Here is a 21,039-nt window from a genome sequence, read left to right as displayed (position 1 = left end):
GACGCATGGGAACGGCTCCGCCCGGGCACACCCTGCCGGGAGAGAAGGCGCCGGGCTACTCCTCGTAGAGGATCGGCTCATACTGCCCCTTGCCGGGCGAATAGCGGTAGACCGTCCCGCTGCCGATCTCGAAGAACCAGGCGTGGACGAAGAGGCGCCCCTCCCGCGCCGCCTTCTGGACGACGGAATAGGTCCGCAGGTTCTCCATCTGCACCAGGACATTCTCCTCGGCGGTGATCGCCAGCCGCTCCTCCTTCGACTTGCCGGGGTAGTTTTCGGCCACCACCTCGACCGTCCGCTTCCCGTTCCGCAGCCACTCCGCGATGTGGGGGGTCTCCGAAAACCCGGCCGGATCCTTGTAGAGCGCATTCATCGCCCCGCAGTCGGAGTGCCCGCAGACGATGATATCCCGGATCCGGAGGAACTCCACCGCGTACTCGATCGCGGCGGCCACCCCCGTTCCGTCCAGGGGATTCACCGAATACGGAGGCACGAAGTTTCCCATGTTCTTGACGATGAACAGGTCGCCCGGGTGCGAGTGGGTGATCACCGTGGGGATGACGCGGGAGTCGCAGCAGGTGATGAAGAGCGCCTCCGGCGCCTGCCCGTGCTCGGCCAGCCTTCCGAAAAGCTCTTGGTTTTCACTCCAGTACTGCTTCCGGAACCGGTGGATCCCGCCGATCAGCCTCTCCATGGCACCCCCTCCTCACCGCCGCGGGTTTGGTGTAATATTATCGGGAAATCTCCGTCGCTCAAACCGGATTTTTCCCCTCCCAGGGGGCCGATTGACATACATCAATGCGCGGTGCGCGCATGCCGTCTACCCTGACTCCGTTCCCGGCGGGTTTCACACCGCGGCGTGGGAAGGGGGGAAGCGATGGGCCGGTGGGAAGCAACCGACAGGAAGATCCCGGGGGACCTCCCTGTCCGCGCGGTGAGCGCCCCGGCGGAATCTTCCCCTGCCAGGCAACCAATTCCCGGAACCGAAAGGCCCGAAACAGGCGCCGTTTCCCTGCGGAGACCCGCGCCTATTGGACGTTCCATATCCTGCAGTGAACCGAAGAATGAAAAGGAGGTTTCCGGATGACCAAGAAGACCGCCTTCTGGATTTTCCTGGTGGGCACGCTCTCCTCGGCGGCGCTCTTCCTGGGGGCCACGTATGACACGCACCGGCAGGTGGCGACGCTGTCCAACGTGGACAAGCTGTCCGACCAGGTCGTGGCGGGGAAACGGGCCTTCGAGAAGTACAACTGCAACGACTGCCACACGATCCTGGGCTTCGGCGCCTACTACGCCCCGGACCTGACCCGGGTGGTCCAGCGGGTCGGGGCCGACGGGATCCGGTACCGGGTGAAGAGCCCCGAGGTGGCCTTCGCGAACTCGTGGCGGAAGATGCCGAACCAGAAGGTCTCCGACCAGGAGATCGAGGATCTGGTCGCATTCTTCGACTGGGTGGGGGAGATCAACAACAACGACTGGCCCCCGCAGGACAGCAAGAAGCGGCTCTCCCGGGGCGAGCAGGTGATGGTCGCCACGGTGGGCGTCTCCCCGGGTGCCGCGGTCTTCCAGACGAAGGGGTGCATGAACTGCCACTCGCTGAACGGGACGGGAGGCACCTTCGGACCCGCGATGGACAAGGTCGGACAAAGGCTCTCGCAGGAAGCGATCCGTCGGTACATCCGGAACCCCAAGAGCGTCAACCCCAAGGCCATGATGCCGCCCCAGACAGGCCTTTCCGACCGGGAGCTCGAGGAAGTGGCGAAGTTCCTTTCCACCCTGAAATAAGGAGGACCTGATGGAATACCGATCCCAGAAAATCGCCTACTGGTACTTCGTCGCCGCGCTTCCGCTCTTCGTCCTGCAGGTGCTCATGGGGCTCTACCTCGGGTACAGCTACACCTTCACCGTCCCGCAGGAGGTCGTCGACGTCTTCCCCTTCGCCACGGCGCGGGCGATGCACACCAACCTGCTCGTCCTCTGGATGCTCCTGGGCTTCATGGGAGGGACCTACTACATCGTCCCCGAGGAGACGCAGTCGGAGATCTACTCGACCGGGCTCGCCTGGTTCCAGCTCATCGCCCTCCTGGTCACCGGGGTCGTCGCCCTGGTCGGCTTCTTCTTCGGGTGGACGCAGGGGCGCCCGCTGCTGGAGATCCCCCGCCCGCTCGACCTCGTGGTGGTCGTGGGGGCGCTGGTCTTCCTCTTCAACGTGGGGATGACGATGCTCAAGGCAAACCGGTGGACCGTCATCCAGGGGACCCTCCTGGGCGGGCTGGTCTTCCTCGCCCTCCTCTACCTGTTCGGGATCCCCTTCTACCGGAACCTGGTGATCGACTGGTACTACTGGTGGTGGGTCATCCACCTCTGGGTGGAAGGGTCGTGGGAGCTCGTCACCGGCGCCATCCTGGCCTTCATCCTGATGAAGCTCACCGGGGTGGACCGGCAGGTCGTCGAGAAGTGGCTCTACGTGGAGATCGGCCTCTTCATGTTCACGGGGCTCGCCGGCACCGGGCACCACTACTACTGGCTCGGCGCCCCGCGGTACTGGCTCTGGATCGGCGGGATCTTCTCCGCGCTGGAGCCGCTTCCGATCCTTTTGATGGTCATCGACACGATGCACCACGTCAAGCAGCGCAAGAAAGAGATCGTCAATCCGCTGGTATGGACCTACGCGATCGGCTGCGCCATCTTCCACATGATCGGAGCCGGGGTGTGGGGGATCGCGCACACGCTGCCGCAGATCAACTACTACACGCACGGCTCCCAGGTCACCGTGGCCCACGGGCACCTGGCCTTCTTCGGGGCCTACGCCCTGCTGAACCTGACGACCTTCTACTTCGCGATGCCCAGGATCAAGGGGATCGAGGTCTTCGACGACCGGCGCGGCAAGTACGGCTTCTGGACGATGAACATCGCGATGATGACCATGGGGCTCACCTTCACCGTGGGGGGGGTCCTGCAGAGCTACATCGAGCGGGTGCTCGGGATGGGATACATGACCGCCCAGGGGCACATGCGGCTCTGGATGGGGATCACGGTGGTGGCAGGGCTCTTCTTCCTGGCCGGACTGCTCACCACCGTCACCGACCTGTTCACCCTGAGGCCCGCGAAGGTCGGCGGGGGACACTCGTAGCGGATGGGCGGGGACACTCCTTTTCGTTTCGCCGAGAAAACCAGGAGTGTCCCCGATAAGGAGGAACGATGGACCGATACACCAAGGCGTTTGTCGTCGCAGCGCTCGTCTACTTCCTCCTGGCCGCACTGCTCGGGGTCTGGATGGGGGCAACGGCCGGGGCGGGGTGGGCGCACTTCGCCCACGTCCACTTCAACCTGCTCGGGTTCATGTCGATGATGATCTACGGCGTGGGGTACTTCATCCTCCCCCGGTTCAACGGCCGCACCCTGCATTGGCCGTCCTGGGTCCCGCTCCACTTCTACGCGGCCAACGTGGGGCTGATCGGGATGGTGGCCACCTCCCCGGAGCGCCCCTCGACCGGGTTCGTGCTGTTCGCCGCGCTCTCGGTCCTCTCGGTGGCGATGTTCGTGGTCAACCTGGGGGCCACCATGCTCATCGAGCCGGCGAAGTTGGCCGAAGAGGAGGAGCGGGAGGAGGCTCCCGCGGCCCGCCCGCAGGCCGCACCGGCCCCCTCTCCCGCGGCCGCGCAGGTCGACATCGTCCCCGACATGCGGGTGGGGGAGATCCTGACCCGGTGGCCCCAGACGGTGGAGGTCTTCGTGGCGAACGGGTTCGCGTCGCTGGGGAACCCGGAGCACCGGGAGCAGGTCAAGCAGATCCCGATCACGCTGCGGATGGCGTGCCAGCGGCACAACGTCGACCTCGAGCCGATGGTCGCGAAGCTTTCCGCCGCGGCCGGGGGGGCTCCGGCACCCGGAGCTGCCGCGCCTGCGGGCGGACCCGCCGGGAACGCCGTGCAACGGAAGGGCGGGGTCTCGCGGGGGAAGCAGATCCGCGCGGACAACATCCTGGGCGACATCCTGGCCGTCTACCCTGAGACGGAGACGGTGTTCCGGAAATACTACGGGCAGGCCTGCTTCTCCTGCCCCGGACAGGCGACCGAGAGCGTCACGCAGAGCGCGATGATGCACAACGTGAGCGAAAAGCAGGTCCTGGAGGAGCTGAACCGGGCCGCCGGGGTCTAGGGAGGGGGAAGGGGCGATGATCGACCGGATGCAGGCGTTGCTCGAGGCGGAGCGGGCGGGGGTGCAGTGCCTGGCCGCCATGGCGGACGGGACCCCGGCGGGGGAGAAGAAGGATTTCCTGGTGTTCCTGCGCGACGACGAGGGGCGGTTCTGCGGGGGGCTCTACCGGCTGATCCAGGCCCGGGGAGGGACGCCGACCGACAAGGTCGGAGCGTTCGTCGAGAAGGTGCTCGCGCTGCCCGGGGAGGCGGAGCGGCTGGCGCTGCTCATCAAGGGGCAGGCCTGGGTGGTCCGGAAGATCGACGAGATCCCGCCGGCCGAGATGAACCCCGAGGAGAAGGCCTTCTTCGCCGACATGAAGGAAGCCCACGTCGTCAACATCGAGGCGTGCCGCAAGTACCTGCCCGCCGCCGGATAGCGGCATCCCCCGGCGAAGCCCCCCTCCGACTTGTCCTCCGTAGCAGCGTGAGCAGCGAAGGAGGAGGCGGCGGAGCCAGTCCCGGGCGCCACCGCGACGGGGCGCATCATGGGCGGAGCCAGCCGAAGGATGGGGGGATGAGCGGAGATAAAAAGAATTTCCGACAGCGGAGGGCGGTCGAAGCGAAGCCCCCCTCCGAGGCGGCGGAGCCGGTACCCTGCGCCCCGCAGGGCGCAACGACGGGTCGATACGCGGAGATGCCCCCCGCCCCCGTCCTCTCCGGGAAAGGGATCGCGAGGCGCAAGGACGGGAAAAGCGAAGTGGGCCCCGGCTCCTTCGTCTACGTCCCCCCCGGCGAGGAGCACAACTTCGAAAACGCCGGCGTCGAGCCGTTCGCCTTCCTCTGCGTCATCCCGGCGGAGAAGCTCTGCCTGCGGTAGCGGAAACCGGTCGAAAGTCCCGCGTCTGATATTTCCGGTCTCGGTTCGGGCCGATGCCCTGATGGAACACTCAGGCTTCGAGAACCCTCTTCCCGGTCCCCCTTTTCCTGACCAGAAGGAAGAACAGGACCAGAAAGCAGAGGAAGTGGATCCCCAGCGCTCCGAAGTTCACCGGGACGACGGGGGCCAGAAAGAGGAACCGCTCGATGAAAATCCCGCTGAGAACGACGAGGGAGATCGCGAACACGACGAACGGGTTCGTTTTCGCCCGTCCGGAGAGAAGCACCAGAAAGGGGAGGAAGAAGTAGCAGGCCAGGACGGAGAGGGAAAGCTCGCGCAGCGGCGACGAGGTAATTCTCTTGAGAAGGAAGGTCACCTCCTCCGGGATATTCCCGTACCAGATCACGAGGAACTGGGCGTAAAACAGCCCCGCCCACAGGAGGCTGAACCCGAAGAGGAGGATCGCCATGTCCTTCATGTCGGAACGGCCTCCCGGCTCCTCGGTCGGCAGCCGCTTCCGATGGAAAAGAACATACAGGATGCCCGACAGGGCGAACCCGCCGAACATCGATTCGATGAAGAAATACCCGCCCAGGAGCGTGCTGATCCAGGGATATTCGAGCGACATGACCCAGTCGAACGCCATGAGGGACTGGGTCGCAACAAAGACGAAGAGATACAGAATGGCGAACCGGTTCTTCCCCTCCTCTTCCTTTTCGCAGGCGGCGGAGAACCTTTTCGCGGAGAGGTAGGTGAGCAGCAGCAGGACGAAGTTGCGCCCGACGAAAAACCCCTTGTCGAACCAGATCCCCTTCCTCCCCACCCAGGGATAGGAATCGACGAACGGCACCAGGAACAGGAAGAGGATCGAGATGAACAGGAGGAGCGGACAGACCGAGAGCAGCTCCCTCCTCACGGAGGCCACCCACCTGGCCTTGATCAGGGTGCACGACGCCACGACGGCGATCCCACCCTGGATGACCGCGGCCCAGAACAGAAGCGCCAGCAGGAGCGAGCCGCCGTTCTTCGCGACGGGGCCGAACTGGGTGACCGCCACAATAATGCCCGCGAGGAAAAAGAGGGCGAACCTGCCGCTTCTGGTCTCCGGAAATCCCTTCATCGCCCCTCCCCCGGATCCACGATGATCACGAACGCGTTCCCGGACTCCTCCTCCGGCACGAAGCCGAAAACGCTCGGCAGGCGGGAGAGGAAGAGAAACCCGAAGAACGTGGAAAGGGCCCCGAACAGGATCGTGAGGGCGAAGGCGATGATGAGGAACGGGGGAACGGAGATGATCGGCTTCCCCCCGACGATGAGCGGCCAACTCAGCGACGTCAGGATGGTGAAGGCGAACCCGGCGATCGTCCCGCCTGCGGCGCCTGAGAGGGCGAAGAACTTGACCTTCGGAGGCTTCGCGGGAAAAATCTCGTCCACCTCGTGGACGTGAAAGGGGGTTTCCACCCGGATCCGGTCCGGGGAGATCCCCTCGTGGGCCAGGTCGCGCAGGGCCGAAAGGAACTCCTCCCGCTCCCGGAAGACCATCCGCCTCTCCATTTAGAGGTGCTCCTTGATTTCCGTGATCGACAGCACGGGCAAGGTCTTCAAAAAGATCAGATAGACCGTGAAGAAGAGCCCGAAGCTGCCCAGGGTGATCCCGATCTCGACGAAGGTGGGGGTATACGTTCCCCACGCATAGGGGTCGAAGTCGCGGGCGAGGGCCGTGACGATGATCACGAACCGCTCCACCCACATCCCCACGTTCACGAACAGGGAGAGAACGAACAGGAACGTGACGTTCCGCCGAAGGCTCCGCACGAAGAGCGTCAGTGGAGCCAGGGAATTGCAGAAGATCATGATCCCGAACATCACGCGGTAGTCGCCCAGGGCCCGGTACCGGAAACTTTCCATTTCGAAGGGGTTCCCGCTGTAGAACGCGAGGCCGAACTCGACGATGTAGGCGTAGGTCACGATGAGGGAGGTGAACAGGAGGATCTTCGCGATGCTCTCGAAGTGGTCGTCGGTGATGTACCGGTCCAGGGCGAGGATCTTGCGCATGGGAACGACGAGCGTGATGACCATCGCCGTGCCGGAGAAGATCGCCCCGGCCACGAAGTAGGGGGCGAAGATCGTGGTGTGCCACCCGGGGATGATGCTCATGGCGAAGTCCCACGAGACCACGGAATGAACGGACGCCACGAGGGGGGTGGCGAAGGCGGCGAGGAACAGGTAGAGCTGGTTGTAGTTCCGCCATTCCCTGCTCGTCCCCCTCCATCCGAGGGAGAGGATCCCGTAGATCCGCTTCTTCAGCCCCTCCTTGTATCTGCGGACGATGGCGAAGTCGGGGATCAGCCCCACGTAGAAGAAGACCACGCTCACGGTGAGGTAGGTGCTCACGGCGAAGACGTCCCAGATCAGGGGGGAGCGGAAATTCACCCAGAGATGCCGCTGCGTCGGGTAGGGGAAGAGGTAGTAGAACTTCCAGGCCCGTCCGAGGTGGATCAGGGGGAACAGCCCCGCGACGAGGAGGGCGATCACGGTCATCGCCTCGGCGGGACGGTTGAAGCTGGTCCGGAACCTGGCGCGGAACAGGTACAGGACCGCCGAAATCAGCGTCCCCGAATGGGCGATACCGACCCAGAAGACGAAATTCGTGATGTAGACCCCCCACCCCACGGGATGGGTGATCCCGGCAACCCCCATGCCGGTATAGATCTGGTACCCCCATAATCCCAGGAGGATGAGAAAGAGGGTGGCGGTGCATCCGAGGGCGGCGAAATAGGCCTTCCCCGGCCTCTTCATCGCGGCGAGGACGTCCTGCTCCACCTGCGCCAGCTTATCGGTGGTTTCCATGGCTCTCTTTCCCGGGGCCGGGCTTGCTCCCGCCCAGATAGTACACGGAAGGATCGGTTCCCAGTCCCTCGAACACCCGGTAGGCCCTCCCGGAGTGCGCCAACCGGTACACCTTCGACTCCTTGTCGAGGAGGTTCCCGAACGTGATCGCGCCGGTGGGGCAGCTCTGGGCGCAGGCGGTCGTGAACTCCCCGTCCCGGACCTTGCGCGACTCGTCCTTCGCCCCATCCTTGGCGGTCCGGATCCGCTGGATGCAGAAGGTGCACTTCTCCATGACCCCCGGTCCCCGCACCTCGAGGTCTGGATTCAGCATCCGGTTCAGCGGCTTCTCCCAGCGGTGCCAGAACCAGTTGAACCGCCTCACCTTGTAGGGGCAGTTGTTGGCGCAGTACCGGGTTCCCACGCACCGGTTGTAGATCTGGACGTTCAACCCTTCGGGGTTGTGATAGGCGGCGTACACCGGGCACACCGTCTCGCAGGGCGCGGAATGGCACTGCTGGCAGAGCATCGGGAGGAATTCGACGTTCCCCGCGTCGTTGTAGAAGGGCTCGATCCGGAGCCACGACATTTCCCTTCCCTTCAGCTGTTCCCGCTTTCCGACGACGGGCACGTTGTTTTCGATGTAGCAGGCGGCAACGCAGGCGGAACAGCCGTTGCACAGCGCGAGATCGATCACCATGGCCCACCGGTACTCCTCGTGCACGTGCTCCGGGAAGAGGCTTTCCCTCCCGTGGTGATGCTTTTCGTCCTTGTGGGACGGATCGGGAACCAGCCCCCTCCCATGCTGGGACGGGGACCCGGAAAGGATGGGGATGGCCGCGACGTTCCCGGTCTTTGCGATTCCGATCCCGTCTACGTACTCCACCACCCCCCCCGTCCGTTCCTCCGTGCGAAGAGGGAGAGAAGCCGCAACGTCTCGGTACGCCACGTAGAGACCGTCCGGGAGGCCGGGCTGCACTTTCACCGGCAGCGCCTCCGACCAGCCGGCGGAGGAGACGGTCACCTCCTCCTTCTCCTTGAGCCCCATCCGTTTCGCCGTCCCCGGGGATACGGACAGCCACCGGCCGTAGGAGATGGTGGTCAGGGGGTCGGGGATCTCGGAGAGGAGCGGCAGTCCCCGGCTGCGCCCGTCGAAGGTACGCAGCGACGGGGCCAGCAGGAGGACGGGGCCGCCCGCTTCCCACCCCGCGCGCATCCCTTCGAGGAGAGAGGCCGCCTTTTTCCCGTCGAGGGAGACCCGCTTCACGGGGAGGGACTCCTCGACGTACCCCCGCTTGAGGAACCCGTCCCTTCCCTTTTCCCCGTATCGCTTCCCCCACGCGTCGACCAGGTACTCCCGGTAGCTCTTCGCGATTCCTTCTCCCGGCGCCTTGCCGGCGAGCCGGAGGAGGATCTCCCCTTCGGAGTGCGTGTCGTGAAGAGGCTGAAGCACCGGCTTGATCAGGGAGACGACCCCCCGCCTCGGCTCGGCGTCCCCCCACGACTCGAGGGAATGGGAAAGGGGGAGGACGAGGTCGACCTCCTGCATCGTCTCATCGAAGAGGTCGGAGATCCCCACCGACAGCTTCGCTTTCCGGAGATTCTCCCGGAAGGGGTTCCCTTTCGGCAGGGAAAAGACGGGGTTGGTCCGCGAGAGGAACAGGACCCCCACCTCGTCCCTTCCCAGGCGGGCGGTGAGATCTTCCATGGCCCGGAAGGTGCCCACGCTTCCGTAATTCTCCCCCCTCGAAAAATCGACCAACCCGGGGATCTCCCCCGTGGCCCACTGGATCAGGCCGGCTAGGCCTGCGACCTCCAGGCCTCCCGGATGGGACGTGGATACTCCGCCGGCGATCACCAGGGGGAGCCTGGCCTTCGCCATGCGGTCCCCCATTTCCCTGAGATCATCGGCGGGGATCCCCGTGACCTCCGAGGCGCCCTCGACGGAAAACCGGGGGAGGACGCCGGCAAGCCACGGCGGGAGGCCGTTTTTCCGGGGTCCCCGTTCCAGGATCAGCCGGAGCAGAACCGCGAGGAGAACCGCCTCCCGTCCCGGGAGGACCACGAACCGTTTGTCGGCGTTCGCCCCGGTGAGCGACAGGTGCGGCTCCACGTGGAACCAGCGGAAATCCCCTTCGCCCCTTGCCCGGGACAGCTTCCGGGTATAGGCGACCGGACTGACGTGAGTTTCGAGGATATCCGCCCCGACCGTCAGGAGGAAATCGGCGTTCTCGATCCGGTAATGGGGAACGTCGCGTTCCCCGAAAAGGAGCCCGTTGGCCTCCTTTACCGCGGAATGGGAGAAGACCTCGAACTCGGGAAGCCTCTCGACCCCGAGCTTTCCGCAGAACGTGCCGATCAGACGGGAGAGGGAGCCGGTCGTCCTTCCCGACAGGTAGAGGTTTTTCCGCCCGGCGCCGCGGGAACCGGAGAGGGAATCCGAAACGAGGGAGAACGCTTTTTCCCAGGAAATCCCCTGGAATTTTCCCCCGCCGTTTCGCAGCATGGGGCTTGCGATCCTCTTCGGGTGATAGAGGCGGGTGAGGGAAGACTGCCCGCGGACGCACAATCCCCCGTCGTTTACGGGATGCCCCGGGGCGCCCTCGAGTTTGATCGGCCACCCTTCCCGCAGCTTGACCGTCAGGCCGCAGCCGGCCGGGCACTCGGTGCAGGTGGAGGGGGAAAACAGCGCCTCCCCGGGGAGGATCCCCTCCTCCGGGGGCAGGATGTAGGAAATGAATTTGTTCCGCCTGCCGCCGGACTCGCAGGAAGAGATCAGGGAGGAGCCCGTCAGAACCCCCAAGATCCGCAAGAAATCCCGTCGTTTCATCCGACGCTCCCTCTACTTGTGGCAGGTGGCGCAGTCCAGGGGCGCCCCCCGGACCCGGTGGCAGGAAACGCACCACCCCATCTCCAGCGAGCCGACTCTGCGGATCTTTTTCATCGCGCCCACATTCCCGTGACACTCCGAACAGTCCACCCCCGCCTTGACATGCCGTTTGTGGGAAAAGTAGACGTGTTCCGGAAGAGCGTAGACCCGCACCCATTCCACGGGCCGTTTCTCCTCGTAATGCCGGGTGAGCTTCCGGATCTCTTCCTTCTCCGTCGCGATCGCGCTGTGGCAGGACATGCACGTTTCCAGGGGCGGAGCGCCCGCGTGCTTCGACCGGTCGACGAAGAGGTGGCAGAAATTGCAGGGAAGGTTCAGCGTCGACACGTGGATCGTGTGGGGAAAGGCGATCGGCTGGTCCGGGGCCTGTCCCCCCAGATGCCAGGAAACTCCCAGGGCCGCCGTGACCAAAAGACACAGCCCGAAGTATCCCGTTACGGCGAGAAGGATTGCCGGTTTTTTCCGGTTCCCCTTCAACGTTGCGACCCCCGGCAGGAAGGGTTCACGACGAGCCGCCGCGTGAAACCTGCCCGATCAGGTATCTGGAGACCGCATCGATCTCTTCCTCCGGAAGCCCCAGCTTCGGCATGGGCGGATAGTCCGGGTTGACCTTGACCGGGTTCCGGAGGAACCCTTTCAGCTTCTCGACATCCCCGCCGTACTTCGGCACCACCTCGCCGAGCGGCGGTCCGACCACCTTGATGTCGAACCGGTGGCAGCCGGCGCACTTCGTTTCGAATACCGCCTTTCCCTGTTCCTCCTCCGGCTTTCCGGCCCCGGCGGGTTCCTTTCGGGGCCCCTCCGGCGCATGTTTCGCCTCCGCGGCCGGCTCCTGCATCTTCAGGAAGGCGATCCGGTCCTGGTAGGCGTTTCCGACCGCCGCATGGTCGTGCACGAGGATCGCAAGAAAGATCAAGACATAGAGGGTGAGCACCCGGGCGCCCGGCCCGCCTTCCCCCGTGCCAAAGGCAAGGGCGAGAATCAGGCAGACCGCCAGCGACAACAGAAGGACGGCGGCCGAAGTCGCGAACACCGTCGCGGAGAGCGCGATCTCCGGAAGGGTGACCAGGTCCAAGAGCACGAACACCGGGAGGGCCAGCGTCGCAAAAAACGTGAGATTCGCGCCGCAATCGCGGACGAACCCCCGGTACGCGGGATCCGTCCCCTCCCCTTCCCCCGATGAGCGGCCGCCCAGAAGGAGAATCACTGCGCCCGTCATCCCGAAAAAGAAGGCGAGGAACAGGAGAAATTTCACGACGGCGTTCCAGGAGAGGAGAAACCGGATCTGCTTCTGGAGCAGGGGGAGCTTCTCCGGGTTGAAGAGAACTCCGTACCCGCTGGAAAAAAGGAAAAAGGCGAGGATCACCGCCAGCAGGCCGGCGGCGCCGGTTTCGATATGGAACGAGGGAAGGCCCGGTGCGCGGTCCCATGCCGACCGGTACCGGTGGAGCAAGGCGAATCCGCCGAGGAGGATCCCGAGGATGGCGGACCAGAACGGCCACGGCAGGGGGGTCGCGTCGAAGAGAATCCGCGCGTAGATGAACCCGACGAGCGCCAGAGGGACGAGGCCGAACAGGAACAGGGCCGACTTCCCGATCAGGACGGTCTCCATCAACTCCTTCGAGAAGCGCAGGCAGGCGGGGTCCCGCTTCTCCTTCCCGAAAAAGTTCAGGAAGAGGGAGACGGACGAACCGCCGATGAGGTACCCGATGACGGGGAGATGGAGGAACAGGACGAGGAACAGGCCGTACCGAAGCAGCGTATAAAACTCCGGGGACAGCGGTTGAAGATTCCCCCAGGAGGTCATTCAGACCCCTTCTCCGATAGAAGTCGCTTCCGTAACGGGAACCGCAGGAACCTGTTTGCCCCCGGCCGAAACGAACAGGCCCGGGAGGGTATATCGCTCTGGGGACCGTATCCTGTAAAAGAAATTCGTGTTTGTCTACTATAAGATACCAATTCCAGCCCGTTCAAGTTTTTTCTCCTCGTCCCGGGGGGGAAGGTTCGGATATGATGAACCGGCCCGTACCGCAGGAGAAGCCCCCCATGTGCCGCATGCTGGCCTTTGCCTCGCAGAAACCACTGGACATCGCGCCGTTTCTCGCCCACCTCGCGCGGCTCTCCGCCCATGGGAACCTGGTGGAGCGGTGGGAGAAGCGCCCGGGCGGGAACCACCCGGACGGGTGGGGGATCGCGTTCCGCGGAACGGGGGAAACTCGGCTGCTCCGCAGCGGGGAGCCCGCCGCCACCGATCCCGGGCTGGCCGGGATTCGGGGAAGCGCCGACTGGTTTCTCGGGCACGTCCGGTATGCCTCCGACACCGCGACCGTGAACGAGCGTAACGCCCACCCGTTCCTGGTCGATGGAATTGCCCTCGGCCACAACGGGACCTTCCGGGGACGGATCGGGGAGGAAGCGGGGAGTCGGAAGGTGAGCGACACCCTCATCTTCCTGGAGCGGCTGGCGGGAGCCTGGAAGGAGCGGACGCTGGCCGGTCTGCACGGAGCCCTGGAGCGGCTCCTTTCGGATAGGGGACTGGTGGGGAACTACTCCGCCGCGAACATGCTGATCCTCTCCGGGGAATCCCTCTTCGCGCTCCGGAACTACCGGAAGGACGAGGGCTACTACACCCTCTACCTCCAGGCGGAAGCCGGGCGTGTGACCGTGGCGAGCGAGCCGCTGGACGATCCGCCCGGCTGGCGGCTTCTGGATGACGGGGAGCTGGTGGAGCTGTCGCCGCAGGCTCCGCGCTCCATGCGGATCCGCCTCGCTCCGTAGCCGCGGCATGCCGGACCCGGTCGATCTCCGCTCCGACACCGTCACCCTACCGACTCCCGGGATGCGCAGGGCGATGGCCCGGGCCAGAGTGGGGGATTCCCGGCGCGGGGAGGATCCCTCCGTCTCCGAGCTGGAGGAGCTTTCCGCTTCCCTCTTCGCGAAGGAGGCCGCTCTGTTCGTCCCGTCAGGCACGATGGGGAACCTGGTCGCCGTGGCCGCCTGGACCCGTCCGAAGGATCTGATCCTGGCCTCCTGCTCCTCCCATATCGCCGGGCGGGAACTGCCGGGGGTATCGCTCCTGGCCGCCGTTTCCCTGATCGGGATCGATACCCCCGGGGGGGTCTTTACCTCGACGCAGGCGGAGGAAGCCATCGGGAGGCTGCCCGCCCCCGCTCGTCCGAAGGTTCGCCTTATCTGCGCCGAGAACAGCCACAACGCGGCGGGCGGGACGGTATTTCCCCTTTCCTACCTGCGGCGGATCGGGGCCTTCTGCCGGAAGCGGTCGCTCCGGTTCCACATCGACGGGTCCCGGATCTTCAACGCCTCGGTCGCATCCGGCGCCGGAACCGGTGAGTACGGGAAGTGCTGCGACTCCCTGATGTTCTGCCTGAGCAAGGGGCTGGGGGCGCCGGTCGGGTCGGTCGTCGTGGGGCCGAGCGACTTCATCGCGGAGGCGAGGGGCCTCAGTCACAAGGTAGGGGGAGGGATGCGGCAGGCCGGGATCGTCGCCGCCGGGGGGCTCTACGCGCTTCGGCACCAGGTGGCGCGGCTCGCAAAGGACCACGAAAACGCCCGCTCGCTGGCCCGCCTCCTCCGGGAGATCCCGGGGATCGAGGTGGTCCACGCGCCGGTGCGCACGAACATCGTCCTCTTCCGGTGGGAAACGCCGACGATGCCGCTGCAGGCTTTCCGGGATCGCCTGGCCGCGCTCGGGGTGCGGCTGGACGACCGCGGATTTCCGCTCTTCCGTGCGGTCACTCACCTCGGGATCGGGAAACGGGAGATCGCCCGGGCGGCGCGGGCGCTGCGCGAGGCCTTCGGCCGCCGGTAGGTCAGTGGAGCTTACCCCCCCGCTCCTTGGTGCCGCGGGCGATGTCCTCGGCCACCTCTCCCACGGTCTGCTTCATCATCCGGTCGGTGATCTGCTTCGGGCTGTCGCCCGAGGTGCGCATCTTCGAGACCCAGTTGCTTCCTTTCAGGACGAACCCGCCCCCGCCTCCTACCAGCCGTTCCGCCTTCCCCCCGCAATGGGGGCATTTCTTCAGCGGGGGTTCGGTGATCCTCTGGGTCTCCTCGAACTCTCCGCATTTCCCGCACTTGTATTCGTAGGTCGGCACGTCGCTCCTCCCCGGTTGCTCGTTCCCCCCGATTATCGCACAAGCCCCCCGCTACCGCCACCGGCCGCTTCGTATCGGCTCCGCATCCTCGGAGGGGACGGCTTGCTCCGCCCTCCCGAGGGGGACACTGGCTCGCGGGGGGCCGACATGGGCTCCGCTGCCTCGGAGGGGGGCTTCGCTCCGACTGCCCTCCGCTGTCGGAACTTCTTTTTATCTCCGCTCATCCCCCCTCCTTCGGCTGCTGCGCCGGCAACCGGGGGGTCTGTGGTTTAATGGGTGGAAGCGGCCGGTTCGGGGGAGGTCCGATTGCGCTGGTTTCTCGTCGTCTTCTTCCTGGTCTACGGAAGCGCGCACCTCTACGCGCTGCTCAAGGCGAAGTGGGCCCTCGGGTTCGGATGGGGGACGGCGCTGCTCCTGGTCCCGTTTCTCGCGGCGCTTACCTGCGGTCCGCTGATCGTCCACTTCCTCTCCCGGCAGGGCATGGAGGAGGCCGCCCGGGCCGCCTCCTGGGTCGCCTACACCTGGATGGGGCTGCTCTTTCTCTTCCTCTGGATGAACCTGGCCGTAGACGCGGTCAACCTGGCCGCGCGGGCGCTCGGAGCCGTCACCGGCCGGTGGAGCGGAGGATTCCTCGTCGTGGGGCGGAACCCCTTTCTCGGCCTGATCGGCCTCTGTCTCGTCTTCGGGGCTTACTCCTTCTACGAAGCGCAGAACCCCCGGGTCGAGCATCTCCGGATCGTGACCGCGAAGCTCCCGGAATCGACCCCCCGGCTTCGGATCGTGCAGATCTCCGACGTGCACCTGGGGCTGGTGGTACGCCACCGGGCCGCCCGCAGGATCGCCGACATCGCCCGCCGGGCCGGGCCCGACCTCTTCGTTTCCACGGGCGACCTCGTGGACGCGGAGATCAACCACCTGGAGGGGCTCGCGGAGATCCTGCGGGAGACCCGCCCCCGTCTCGGAATGTACGCGGTGACCGGAAACCACGAGTATTACGCCGGGATCGGCCAGGCTCTCGCCTTCACGCAGCGCGCGGGGTTCACCGTCCTGCGTGGGGAGGCGGTGACGATCGGGAACATCCTCCGGATCGCCGGCGTGGACGATCCGACCGGCGCCGCCATGGGGGAGGCGCAAGGGAGGGAGGCGGAGATTTTCGGAGATGCCCCTTCTCCGCTGTTCACTCTCCTGCTCAAGCACCGTCCCCGGCTTGACGAAGGCTCGCGCGGACGGTTCGACCTGCAGCTGTCCGGGCACGCCCACTTCGGCCAGATCTTCCCGTTCCGGCTTCTCGTCCGGATCCCCTACCCGCTCCTGTCGGGCCTGCACCCGATTTCGGGAGGAGGGGCGCTCTATACCAGTCGCGGGACCGGGACCTGGGGGCCGAGGATGCGCTTCCTCTCCCCGCCGGAGATCACGGTCATCGACATCGAGAGGGCCGGCGGAAGCTCCTCCAGAGAGGACCTGCGCGGGGGATAAGCCGCAGGAGGCGCGGAGCGATCGCGGTGCTCCAGTCCCTCCTTCCCGGGAGAAACCAATGGCTTCGCCCCGCGGCCGCCTCCCGGACCGTCCGGAGGAGCCGGGCCGTGTCTCCCTCCGGGAAGTAGAACCGGGGCGCCAGCAGGGATTCGCCGGCCGCGATCCTCCCTTCCTCCAGGGCGATCCGCTCGATCCCCGTGCCCGGGTAGATCCGGATCCCCGCCATGGCCACGACCGCCTTCGGGCCGATCTCGTCCATCCGCCGGACGGTTTCCCGGATCGTCTCCTCCGTCTCCCCCGGCCCCCCGAACAGCAGGGAATGACAGAAGTCGATCCCGGCCTTCCGGCACGCCTCGGAGGCCGCACGGATGTCGTCGACCGTGAACCCTTTCCGCAGCGACTCCAGCATCCTCTCGGACCCGGTATCCGTCCCGAAATCCACCGCCACGCACCCCGCCTCCGCGAGGAGCCGGTAGAGACCCGGGTCGGAGGAGCCCGGCTGGAGATAGCAGGAGAACCTCGCGGGAACGCCCGCGGACAGGATCGCGCGGCATACGGCGGCCATGTGCCTCTCGTCCGCGTTGAACGTGGAGTCGACCAGGAAGAAATCCCTCTTGCCGTGGCGGCGGAACAGGTACTCCATGTCGGCGGCCACCGCTTCCGGCGGCCGGAACCGCATCCCGGAACCTTCCAGGGAAGGGTAGGTGCAGTAGGCGCACTCCCGGGGACAGCCCCTCGCGGTCTGGATGCCGATCGTGCGGTACCGGTCGATGGAGGGAAGGATCCCGTCCGCAATCCTGGGGAACTCCACGCCGGAGAGATCGGGAAGCGTCCCGCGCACGACCGGCCCCTTCGCCCCGCGGAGCAGCCGGGGGAGACCCTCCTCACCGTCCCCCGTCACCCCCCCTTCGGCCCGCAGCAGCTCCATGAGCTCCCCGGGGAAGATGGAGAACCCGGAACCGCCGAGCAGCAGCGGAACCGCCGTGGACGCCCGGATCTCCGCCACGATCCGCACATGTCCGGGGAGGTAGCAGCGGGTGTGGGGATAGGCCGCGTTGTCGACGTTCCGGAGAGAGACCCCCACGAAATCCGGCCGGAACTCCCCGATCCCCCTTCGCAGGGAGGGTCCGGGGTTCCACGCCATCCCGGCATCGAATATCCTCACGGACCATCCCTCGCGCAGGAGAGCGGACGCCGTGTACGCAGGACCGATGGGAAACACCGGTTCGGGGAAGCGCTCCCGGTTGGCGGAGACGAGCAGCACCTTCATTCCGGTATTATCCCCCACTTTTCACGGCCGGATGATTCCCTGCCGATGGTACCCTTTTCCCATGGGGGTTTTCCTGTACGTCACCGACCTGCACGGAGACCGCCGGAAGTACGAGCGCACCTTCGCCCTGGCGGTCGAGACCGGCGCATGGCTGGTGATCAACGGCGGCGACATGCTCCCCCACGGGCGGATGCACGAGGACCAGGAGAGGTTCCTTCGCGAATTCCTCGATCCCCTCTTCGCCCGCTACCAGGCGGCGGGGATCCGGCATTTCGGATTGCCGGCGAACGACGACCTCCGCGCGCACGATCCGCTGTTCGACGGAATCTGCTCGCGGTATCCCCTGGTGGAGAACCTGGCCAGGCGGAAGGTGGCGGCGGGTCCCTACGAGTTCCTCGGATTCGATCTCGTGACCGACTACCCCTTCCGGCTCAAGGACCGCGCCCGGATGGACTCAAAGGAGTTCGTCCTCCCGGTGCAGTTCGGCCGAGGGCTCCTTTCCCGGCCCGGGGGATGGGAGGAGATCGCGGACTGGGAGGCCCACGCGCGGTCGCTTCCCACGATCGGGCAGGAACTGGCGGCGCTTCCCGCGCCCGGCGATCCGGACCGCGCGGTCTACGTGATCCACGGGCCTCCCGCCGGGCTGGGGCTGGACATCGTCCGAGGAGGCCAGCCGGTGGGCTCCTCCGCCACCGCCCGGTTCATCGAAACGGTCCAGCCGCTTCTGACCCTCCACGGACACATCCACGAGTCCCCGGAGGAAAGCGGCGTCTGGCGGGGCCGTCTCGGGAAAACGGTGTGCCTCCAGCCGGGGCAGTCGGCCGCGGGGCTCACCGTGGTCGTGGGGAACCTGGAGAAGATGCGGTTCGAGCGTCGCATCCTCCCGGTCGACTGACGTGGGGGGGGAGCGGACGACACGGCGGACCGGGGTGTCGCGGCGCGCCCACCGGGTCCAGACGCCGATCATCCCGACGGTGGCCGGCTGGATCTCGGAGACGCCGGGGACGATCTCCCTCGGGCAGGGGGTCGTGGGATTCGGCCCGCCCCCCGACGCGCTCCGGGAGATCCCCGGGTTTCTCGAGCGGTTCCCCCACAATCGGTATATCCCGGACGCGGGGCTCCCCGAGCTGCGGAAGGCCTTCGAGGAGAAGCTTCGGGCGGAGAACGGGATCGACGCCCCGTTCGAGCGGCGGATCCTGGTGACCGCCGGGGCCAACCAGGCCTTCCTGAACGCGGTCCTCGTCCTCTGCGACCCGGGGGACGAGGTGATCCTGCTCTCCCCCTACTACTTCAACCACGAGATGGCGGTCGCGCTGGCGAGCGCCCGCACGGTCTGCGTCCCGACCGACGAGGCGTTCCGGCCAAGGCTTCCCGCGATCGAGGCGGCCATCACGCGGAAAACGCGGGCGGTCGTTACGGTCTCCCCGAACAACCCGGCGGGAGTTGTCTATTCCCGCGAGACCCTGGCCGCCGTGAACCGGCTCTGCGCGGAGGGCGGGATCCATCACATCAGCGACGAGGCCTACGAGTACTTCACCTGGGATGGGGCCTCCCACTACTCCCCCGGGTCGGGGGAAAACGGCGCCCACACGATCTCTCTCTTCAGCCTGTCGAAATCGTTCGGGATGGCGAGCTGGCGCGTGGGGTTCCTGGTCGCCCCCGAGCCGCTCCATGACGACCTGATGAAGATCCAGGACACCGTGGTGGTCTGCGGTCCCGCCGTTTCCCAGCAGGTCGCCCTCGGCGCCCTGCGCGCGGGCCGTAGCTATTGCGAAGGGCGTCTGGCCGCCCTCGCGCGAGTCCGTGAGAAGGCGCTGGCCCGCCTCGCGGGCCGTCCGGACCTGCTGACGGTCCCCCCTTCCAGGGGCGCCTTCTATTTCCTCGCGCGGGTGCCCACCTCGATGCCGGCCCTCGATGTCGCGGAGCGGCTGGTCCGGGAGCACCGGGTGGCCGTCATCCCGGGGGAGACCTTCGGCATCGGGGACGGATGCTGCCTTCGGATCTCCTACGGGAGCCTGGACGAGGAAACTGCGGTCGAAGGGATCGACCGCCTGCTTCGCGGGCTGGATTCGATCCTATCCGGGTAAGGGAAGGGGGTCGTCCTCCAGGACGATCCCGTAGAGATTCCCCTCGGGCGGCTTCCCCCGCTTTTCCAGGGAGACCTTGCATTCCTGCCGGGGCGGCCTGTGTTTCCGGTTGTGGGAAACCAGCGCCGTGACGATTTCCCAATCGATCTCCACTCGCTCCGCCATCCTGGTGATCTCCTCGATCGCGGTGCGGTTGTCGAAGGAAACCCGCCGGTAGGGGCGGGGGGAGATGAGGGCGTCGTAGACGTCGCAGACCGCAACGATCTCCAGGAGCCGGTCGTTCAGCCGGATCCCGCGGGGATACCCCGATCCGTCCCTCCGCTCGTGGTGGTCCCTCGCCACCTTCGTGGCGAACCGCTTCGGGTCGGTCAGGTAGTAGCAGAGGAGGACATGGCCCGAAATCGGGTGATGCTCGAGGAGGGTCCGCTCGGAGCGGGTGAGGGGGGTGGTCTTCCTCAGGACCTTCAGAGGCACGGAGATCTTCCCGATGTCGTGGAGCGGCCCCGCCGCCGCCTCCTTCAGGATGTCGCGCCGGTCGTGCCCCAGGTCGCGGGCGAGAAGGCACGAGAGGGAGAAGACCATCAGGATGTGCCGGTAGGTGTAGGAGTCGTTCCGCCGGTAGTACCGCAGCGCCTCCAGGACGGGAACGGGCAGCAGGGTCCGCTCCATCACCGAAAGAACGGCGTTCAACCGCTCCGAGTCGTTGAAGATCACCCGGTAGGCGCTCTGGCGGGTGAAGGTGTGCAGATCCCGCCGGAGCGTTCCGTACTCCAGCAGCGGCATTTCGGGGAAGCGTTGCCCGGCCCCGGAGGCGGCCAGGCGGGACAGGACGGAGTCGGTGATGCGCGTCCCCGCGGGAAGCAGTTCCTTCCCGTCGAGCGTTTTCACCGGGATCCGAAGCGTGAGGGACGCCAACGAGCGATCGCCTCCTGCGGCCGGCCAGGTCGCGGATGCGGCAGCGATGGGAAACCCTACCCGGTTCCGTGTGGTGGACTCCCGCGAGCATCCGCAGGAAAGGATGCCTCCGATGCCCTTGTGCAACACTCTATCGGAACACGGGGTGTTGTCAATCCCGATTGATCCACCAGACCCCGAACCGATGGCCCGGATCCCCTCCATCCACAGGAGGTAGGCGATGACCTTAGAGAACACCGCGAGGTAGAGAAGCACGACCCCCCGACGATGCCACCGGCCGGGTCCGGCGGCGGGCGGATCACTACCAGTCCTTGGTCCCGTGGCAGCCGACCCCGGACTGCGGGGTGCATCTGCCCTCCAGGCGGGTCGGATCCGGATCCTGAACGTAGGACACCACCTTGGTGGTCCCTCCCCCGATCGTCACGGACCCGCGCACCT

20 protein-coding genes are annotated in these 21,039 nt (G+C 66.1%); 10 read left to right on the top strand and 10 right to left on the bottom strand.

Translation table 11 applies throughout. The annotated features are described in order from the left end of the window. Positions 1 to 55: 55 nt before the first annotated feature. Positions 56 to 694: a hypothetical protein gene (locus tag A2X88_08885; GenBank protein ID OGP34674.1), complete on the bottom strand. Its 639-nt coding sequence runs from the start codon at positions 692 to 694 to the stop codon at positions 56 to 58. Between the two features lie 389 nt (positions 695 to 1,083). Here A2X88_08885 and A2X88_08880 point away from each other — a divergent pair, with 389 nt between their 5' ends. The 5 genes from A2X88_08880 (at position 1,084) to A2X88_08860 (ending at position 5,019) form a co-directional block, all read left to right on the top strand. Further along, positions 1,084 to 1,785 (top strand): hypothetical protein, encoded by a 702-nt coding sequence (locus tag A2X88_08880; GenBank protein ID OGP34673.1) that lies wholly within the window; start codon positions 1,084 to 1,086, stop codon positions 1,783 to 1,785. Between the two features lie 10 nt (positions 1,786 to 1,795). Continuing rightward, positions 1,796 to 3,133 (top strand): nitric-oxide reductase, encoded by a 1,338-nt coding sequence (locus A2X88_08875; GenBank protein OGP34672.1) that lies wholly within the window; start codon positions 1,796 to 1,798, stop codon positions 3,131 to 3,133. Positions 3,134 to 3,201: 68 nt separating this feature from the next. After that, entirely contained in the window at positions 3,202 to 4,161 is a 960-nt protein-coding gene (locus tag A2X88_08870) for a hypothetical protein (GenBank protein ID OGP34671.1), read from the top strand. A gap of 16 nt (positions 4,162 to 4,177) precedes the next feature. Further along, complete coding sequence (locus A2X88_08865) at positions 4,178 to 4,579, top strand: hypothetical protein (GenBank protein OGP34670.1); 402 nt, start codon at positions 4,178 to 4,180, stop codon at positions 4,577 to 4,579. A 137-nt stretch (positions 4,580 to 4,716) separates the two neighbouring features. After that, positions 4,717 to 5,019, top strand: coding sequence for a hypothetical protein (locus tag A2X88_08860; protein ID OGP34669.1), 303 nt, complete (start codon positions 4,717 to 4,719; stop codon positions 5,017 to 5,019). 70 nt (positions 5,020 to 5,089) lie between these two features. On the opposite strand, the gene A2X88_08855 is transcribed toward A2X88_08860, so the two are convergent. Genes A2X88_08855 through A2X88_08830 form a run of 6 tightly spaced genes read right to left on the bottom strand, consistent with a single transcriptional unit; the run spans position 5,090 to position 12,545 of the window. Next, a complete protein-coding gene (locus A2X88_08855; protein OGP34668.1) occupies positions 5,090 to 6,139 on the bottom strand; it encodes a hypothetical protein in 1,050 nt (349 codons plus the stop codon). Then, positions 6,136 to 6,573 carry a hypothetical protein gene (locus A2X88_08850; GenBank protein OGP34667.1) on the bottom strand — a complete coding sequence of 146 codons (438 nt, stop codon included), beginning with the start codon at positions 6,571 to 6,573 and terminating at the stop codon, positions 6,136 to 6,138. Before A2X88_08850 ends, A2X88_08855 begins: the two co-directional genes overlap by 4 nt. Then, positions 6,574 to 7,869 carry a hydrogenase gene (locus A2X88_08845; protein ID OGP34666.1) on the bottom strand — a complete coding sequence of 432 codons (1,296 nt, stop codon included), beginning with the start codon at positions 7,867 to 7,869 and terminating at the stop codon, positions 6,574 to 6,576. Then, on the bottom strand, positions 7,853 to 10,678 hold the full coding sequence (locus A2X88_08840; GenBank protein OGP34665.1) for a hypothetical protein: 2,826 nt from the start codon (positions 10,676 to 10,678) through the stop codon (positions 7,853 to 7,855). Before A2X88_08840 ends, A2X88_08845 begins: the two co-directional genes overlap by 17 nt. A gap of 12 nt (positions 10,679 to 10,690) precedes the next feature. Next, positions 10,691 to 11,188 carry a hypothetical protein gene (locus A2X88_08835; protein OGP34680.1) on the bottom strand — a complete coding sequence of 166 codons (498 nt, stop codon included), beginning with the start codon at positions 11,186 to 11,188 and terminating at the stop codon, positions 10,691 to 10,693. A gap of 52 nt (positions 11,189 to 11,240) precedes the next feature. Beyond that, positions 11,241 to 12,545: a hypothetical protein gene (locus A2X88_08830; GenBank protein OGP34664.1), complete on the bottom strand. Its 1,305-nt coding sequence runs from the start codon at positions 12,543 to 12,545 to the stop codon at positions 11,241 to 11,243. Between the two features lie 203 nt (positions 12,546 to 12,748). On the opposite strand from A2X88_08830, the gene A2X88_08825 reads away from it, so the two are divergent. Continuing rightward, positions 12,749 to 13,516 carry a hypothetical protein gene (locus tag A2X88_08825; protein OGP34663.1) on the top strand — a complete coding sequence of 256 codons (768 nt, stop codon included), beginning with the start codon at positions 12,749 to 12,751 and terminating at the stop codon, positions 13,514 to 13,516. A 7-nt stretch (positions 13,517 to 13,523) separates the two neighbouring features. After that, positions 13,524 to 14,567 (top strand): hypothetical protein, encoded by a 1,044-nt coding sequence (locus A2X88_08820; GenBank protein ID OGP34662.1) that lies wholly within the window; start codon positions 13,524 to 13,526, stop codon positions 14,565 to 14,567. A 1-nt stretch (position 14,568) separates the two neighbouring features. Here A2X88_08820 and A2X88_08815 read toward each other — a convergent pair whose 3' ends face one another. Continuing rightward, a complete protein-coding gene (locus A2X88_08815) occupies positions 14,569 to 14,853 on the bottom strand; it encodes a hypothetical protein (protein ID OGP34661.1) in 285 nt (94 codons plus the stop codon). A 306-nt stretch (positions 14,854 to 15,159) separates the two neighbouring features. Between A2X88_08815 and A2X88_08810 the strand changes: the two genes are divergently transcribed. Then, a complete protein-coding gene (locus A2X88_08810) occupies positions 15,160 to 16,329 on the top strand; it encodes a hypothetical protein (GenBank protein OGP34660.1) in 1,170 nt (389 codons plus the stop codon). On the opposite strand, the gene A2X88_08805 is transcribed toward A2X88_08810, so the two are convergent. Further along, the gene (locus A2X88_08805) at positions 16,271 to 17,599 is read right to left on the bottom strand and encodes a hypothetical protein (GenBank protein OGP34659.1); all 1,329 of its coding nucleotides are present in this window, start codon (positions 17,597 to 17,599) and stop codon (positions 16,271 to 16,273) included. The two genes, A2X88_08810 and A2X88_08805, sit on opposite strands and share 59 nt — an antisense overlap. A 61-nt stretch (positions 17,600 to 17,660) precedes the next feature. Between A2X88_08805 and A2X88_08800 the strand changes: the two genes are divergently transcribed. Both A2X88_08800 and A2X88_08795 read left to right on the top strand, forming a co-directional pair. Then, positions 17,661 to 18,494: a hypothetical protein gene (locus tag A2X88_08800; GenBank protein ID OGP34658.1), complete on the top strand. Its 834-nt coding sequence runs from the start codon at positions 17,661 to 17,663 to the stop codon at positions 18,492 to 18,494. A 1-nt stretch (position 18,495) separates the two neighbouring features. After that, entirely contained in the window at positions 18,496 to 19,686 is a 1,191-nt protein-coding gene (locus A2X88_08795; GenBank protein ID OGP34657.1) for an aspartate aminotransferase, read from the top strand. On the opposite strand, the gene A2X88_08790 is transcribed toward A2X88_08795, so the two are convergent. After that, positions 19,675 to 20,601 (bottom strand): hypothetical protein, encoded by a 927-nt coding sequence (locus tag A2X88_08790; GenBank protein OGP34656.1) that lies wholly within the window; start codon positions 20,599 to 20,601, stop codon positions 19,675 to 19,677. The genes A2X88_08795 and A2X88_08790 overlap by 12 nt on opposite strands. Between the last annotated feature and the right edge of the window lie 438 nt (positions 20,602 to 21,039).

The organism is Deltaproteobacteria bacterium GWC2_65_14 (genome assembly GCA_001797615.1).
Classification (GTDB): Bacteria; Desulfobacterota; Deferrimicrobia; order Deferrimicrobiales; family Deferrimicrobiaceae; genus GWC2-65-14.
Note: the sequence above shows the minus strand (reverse complement) of the source record. Positions and strands in the feature narration are given on the sequence as shown.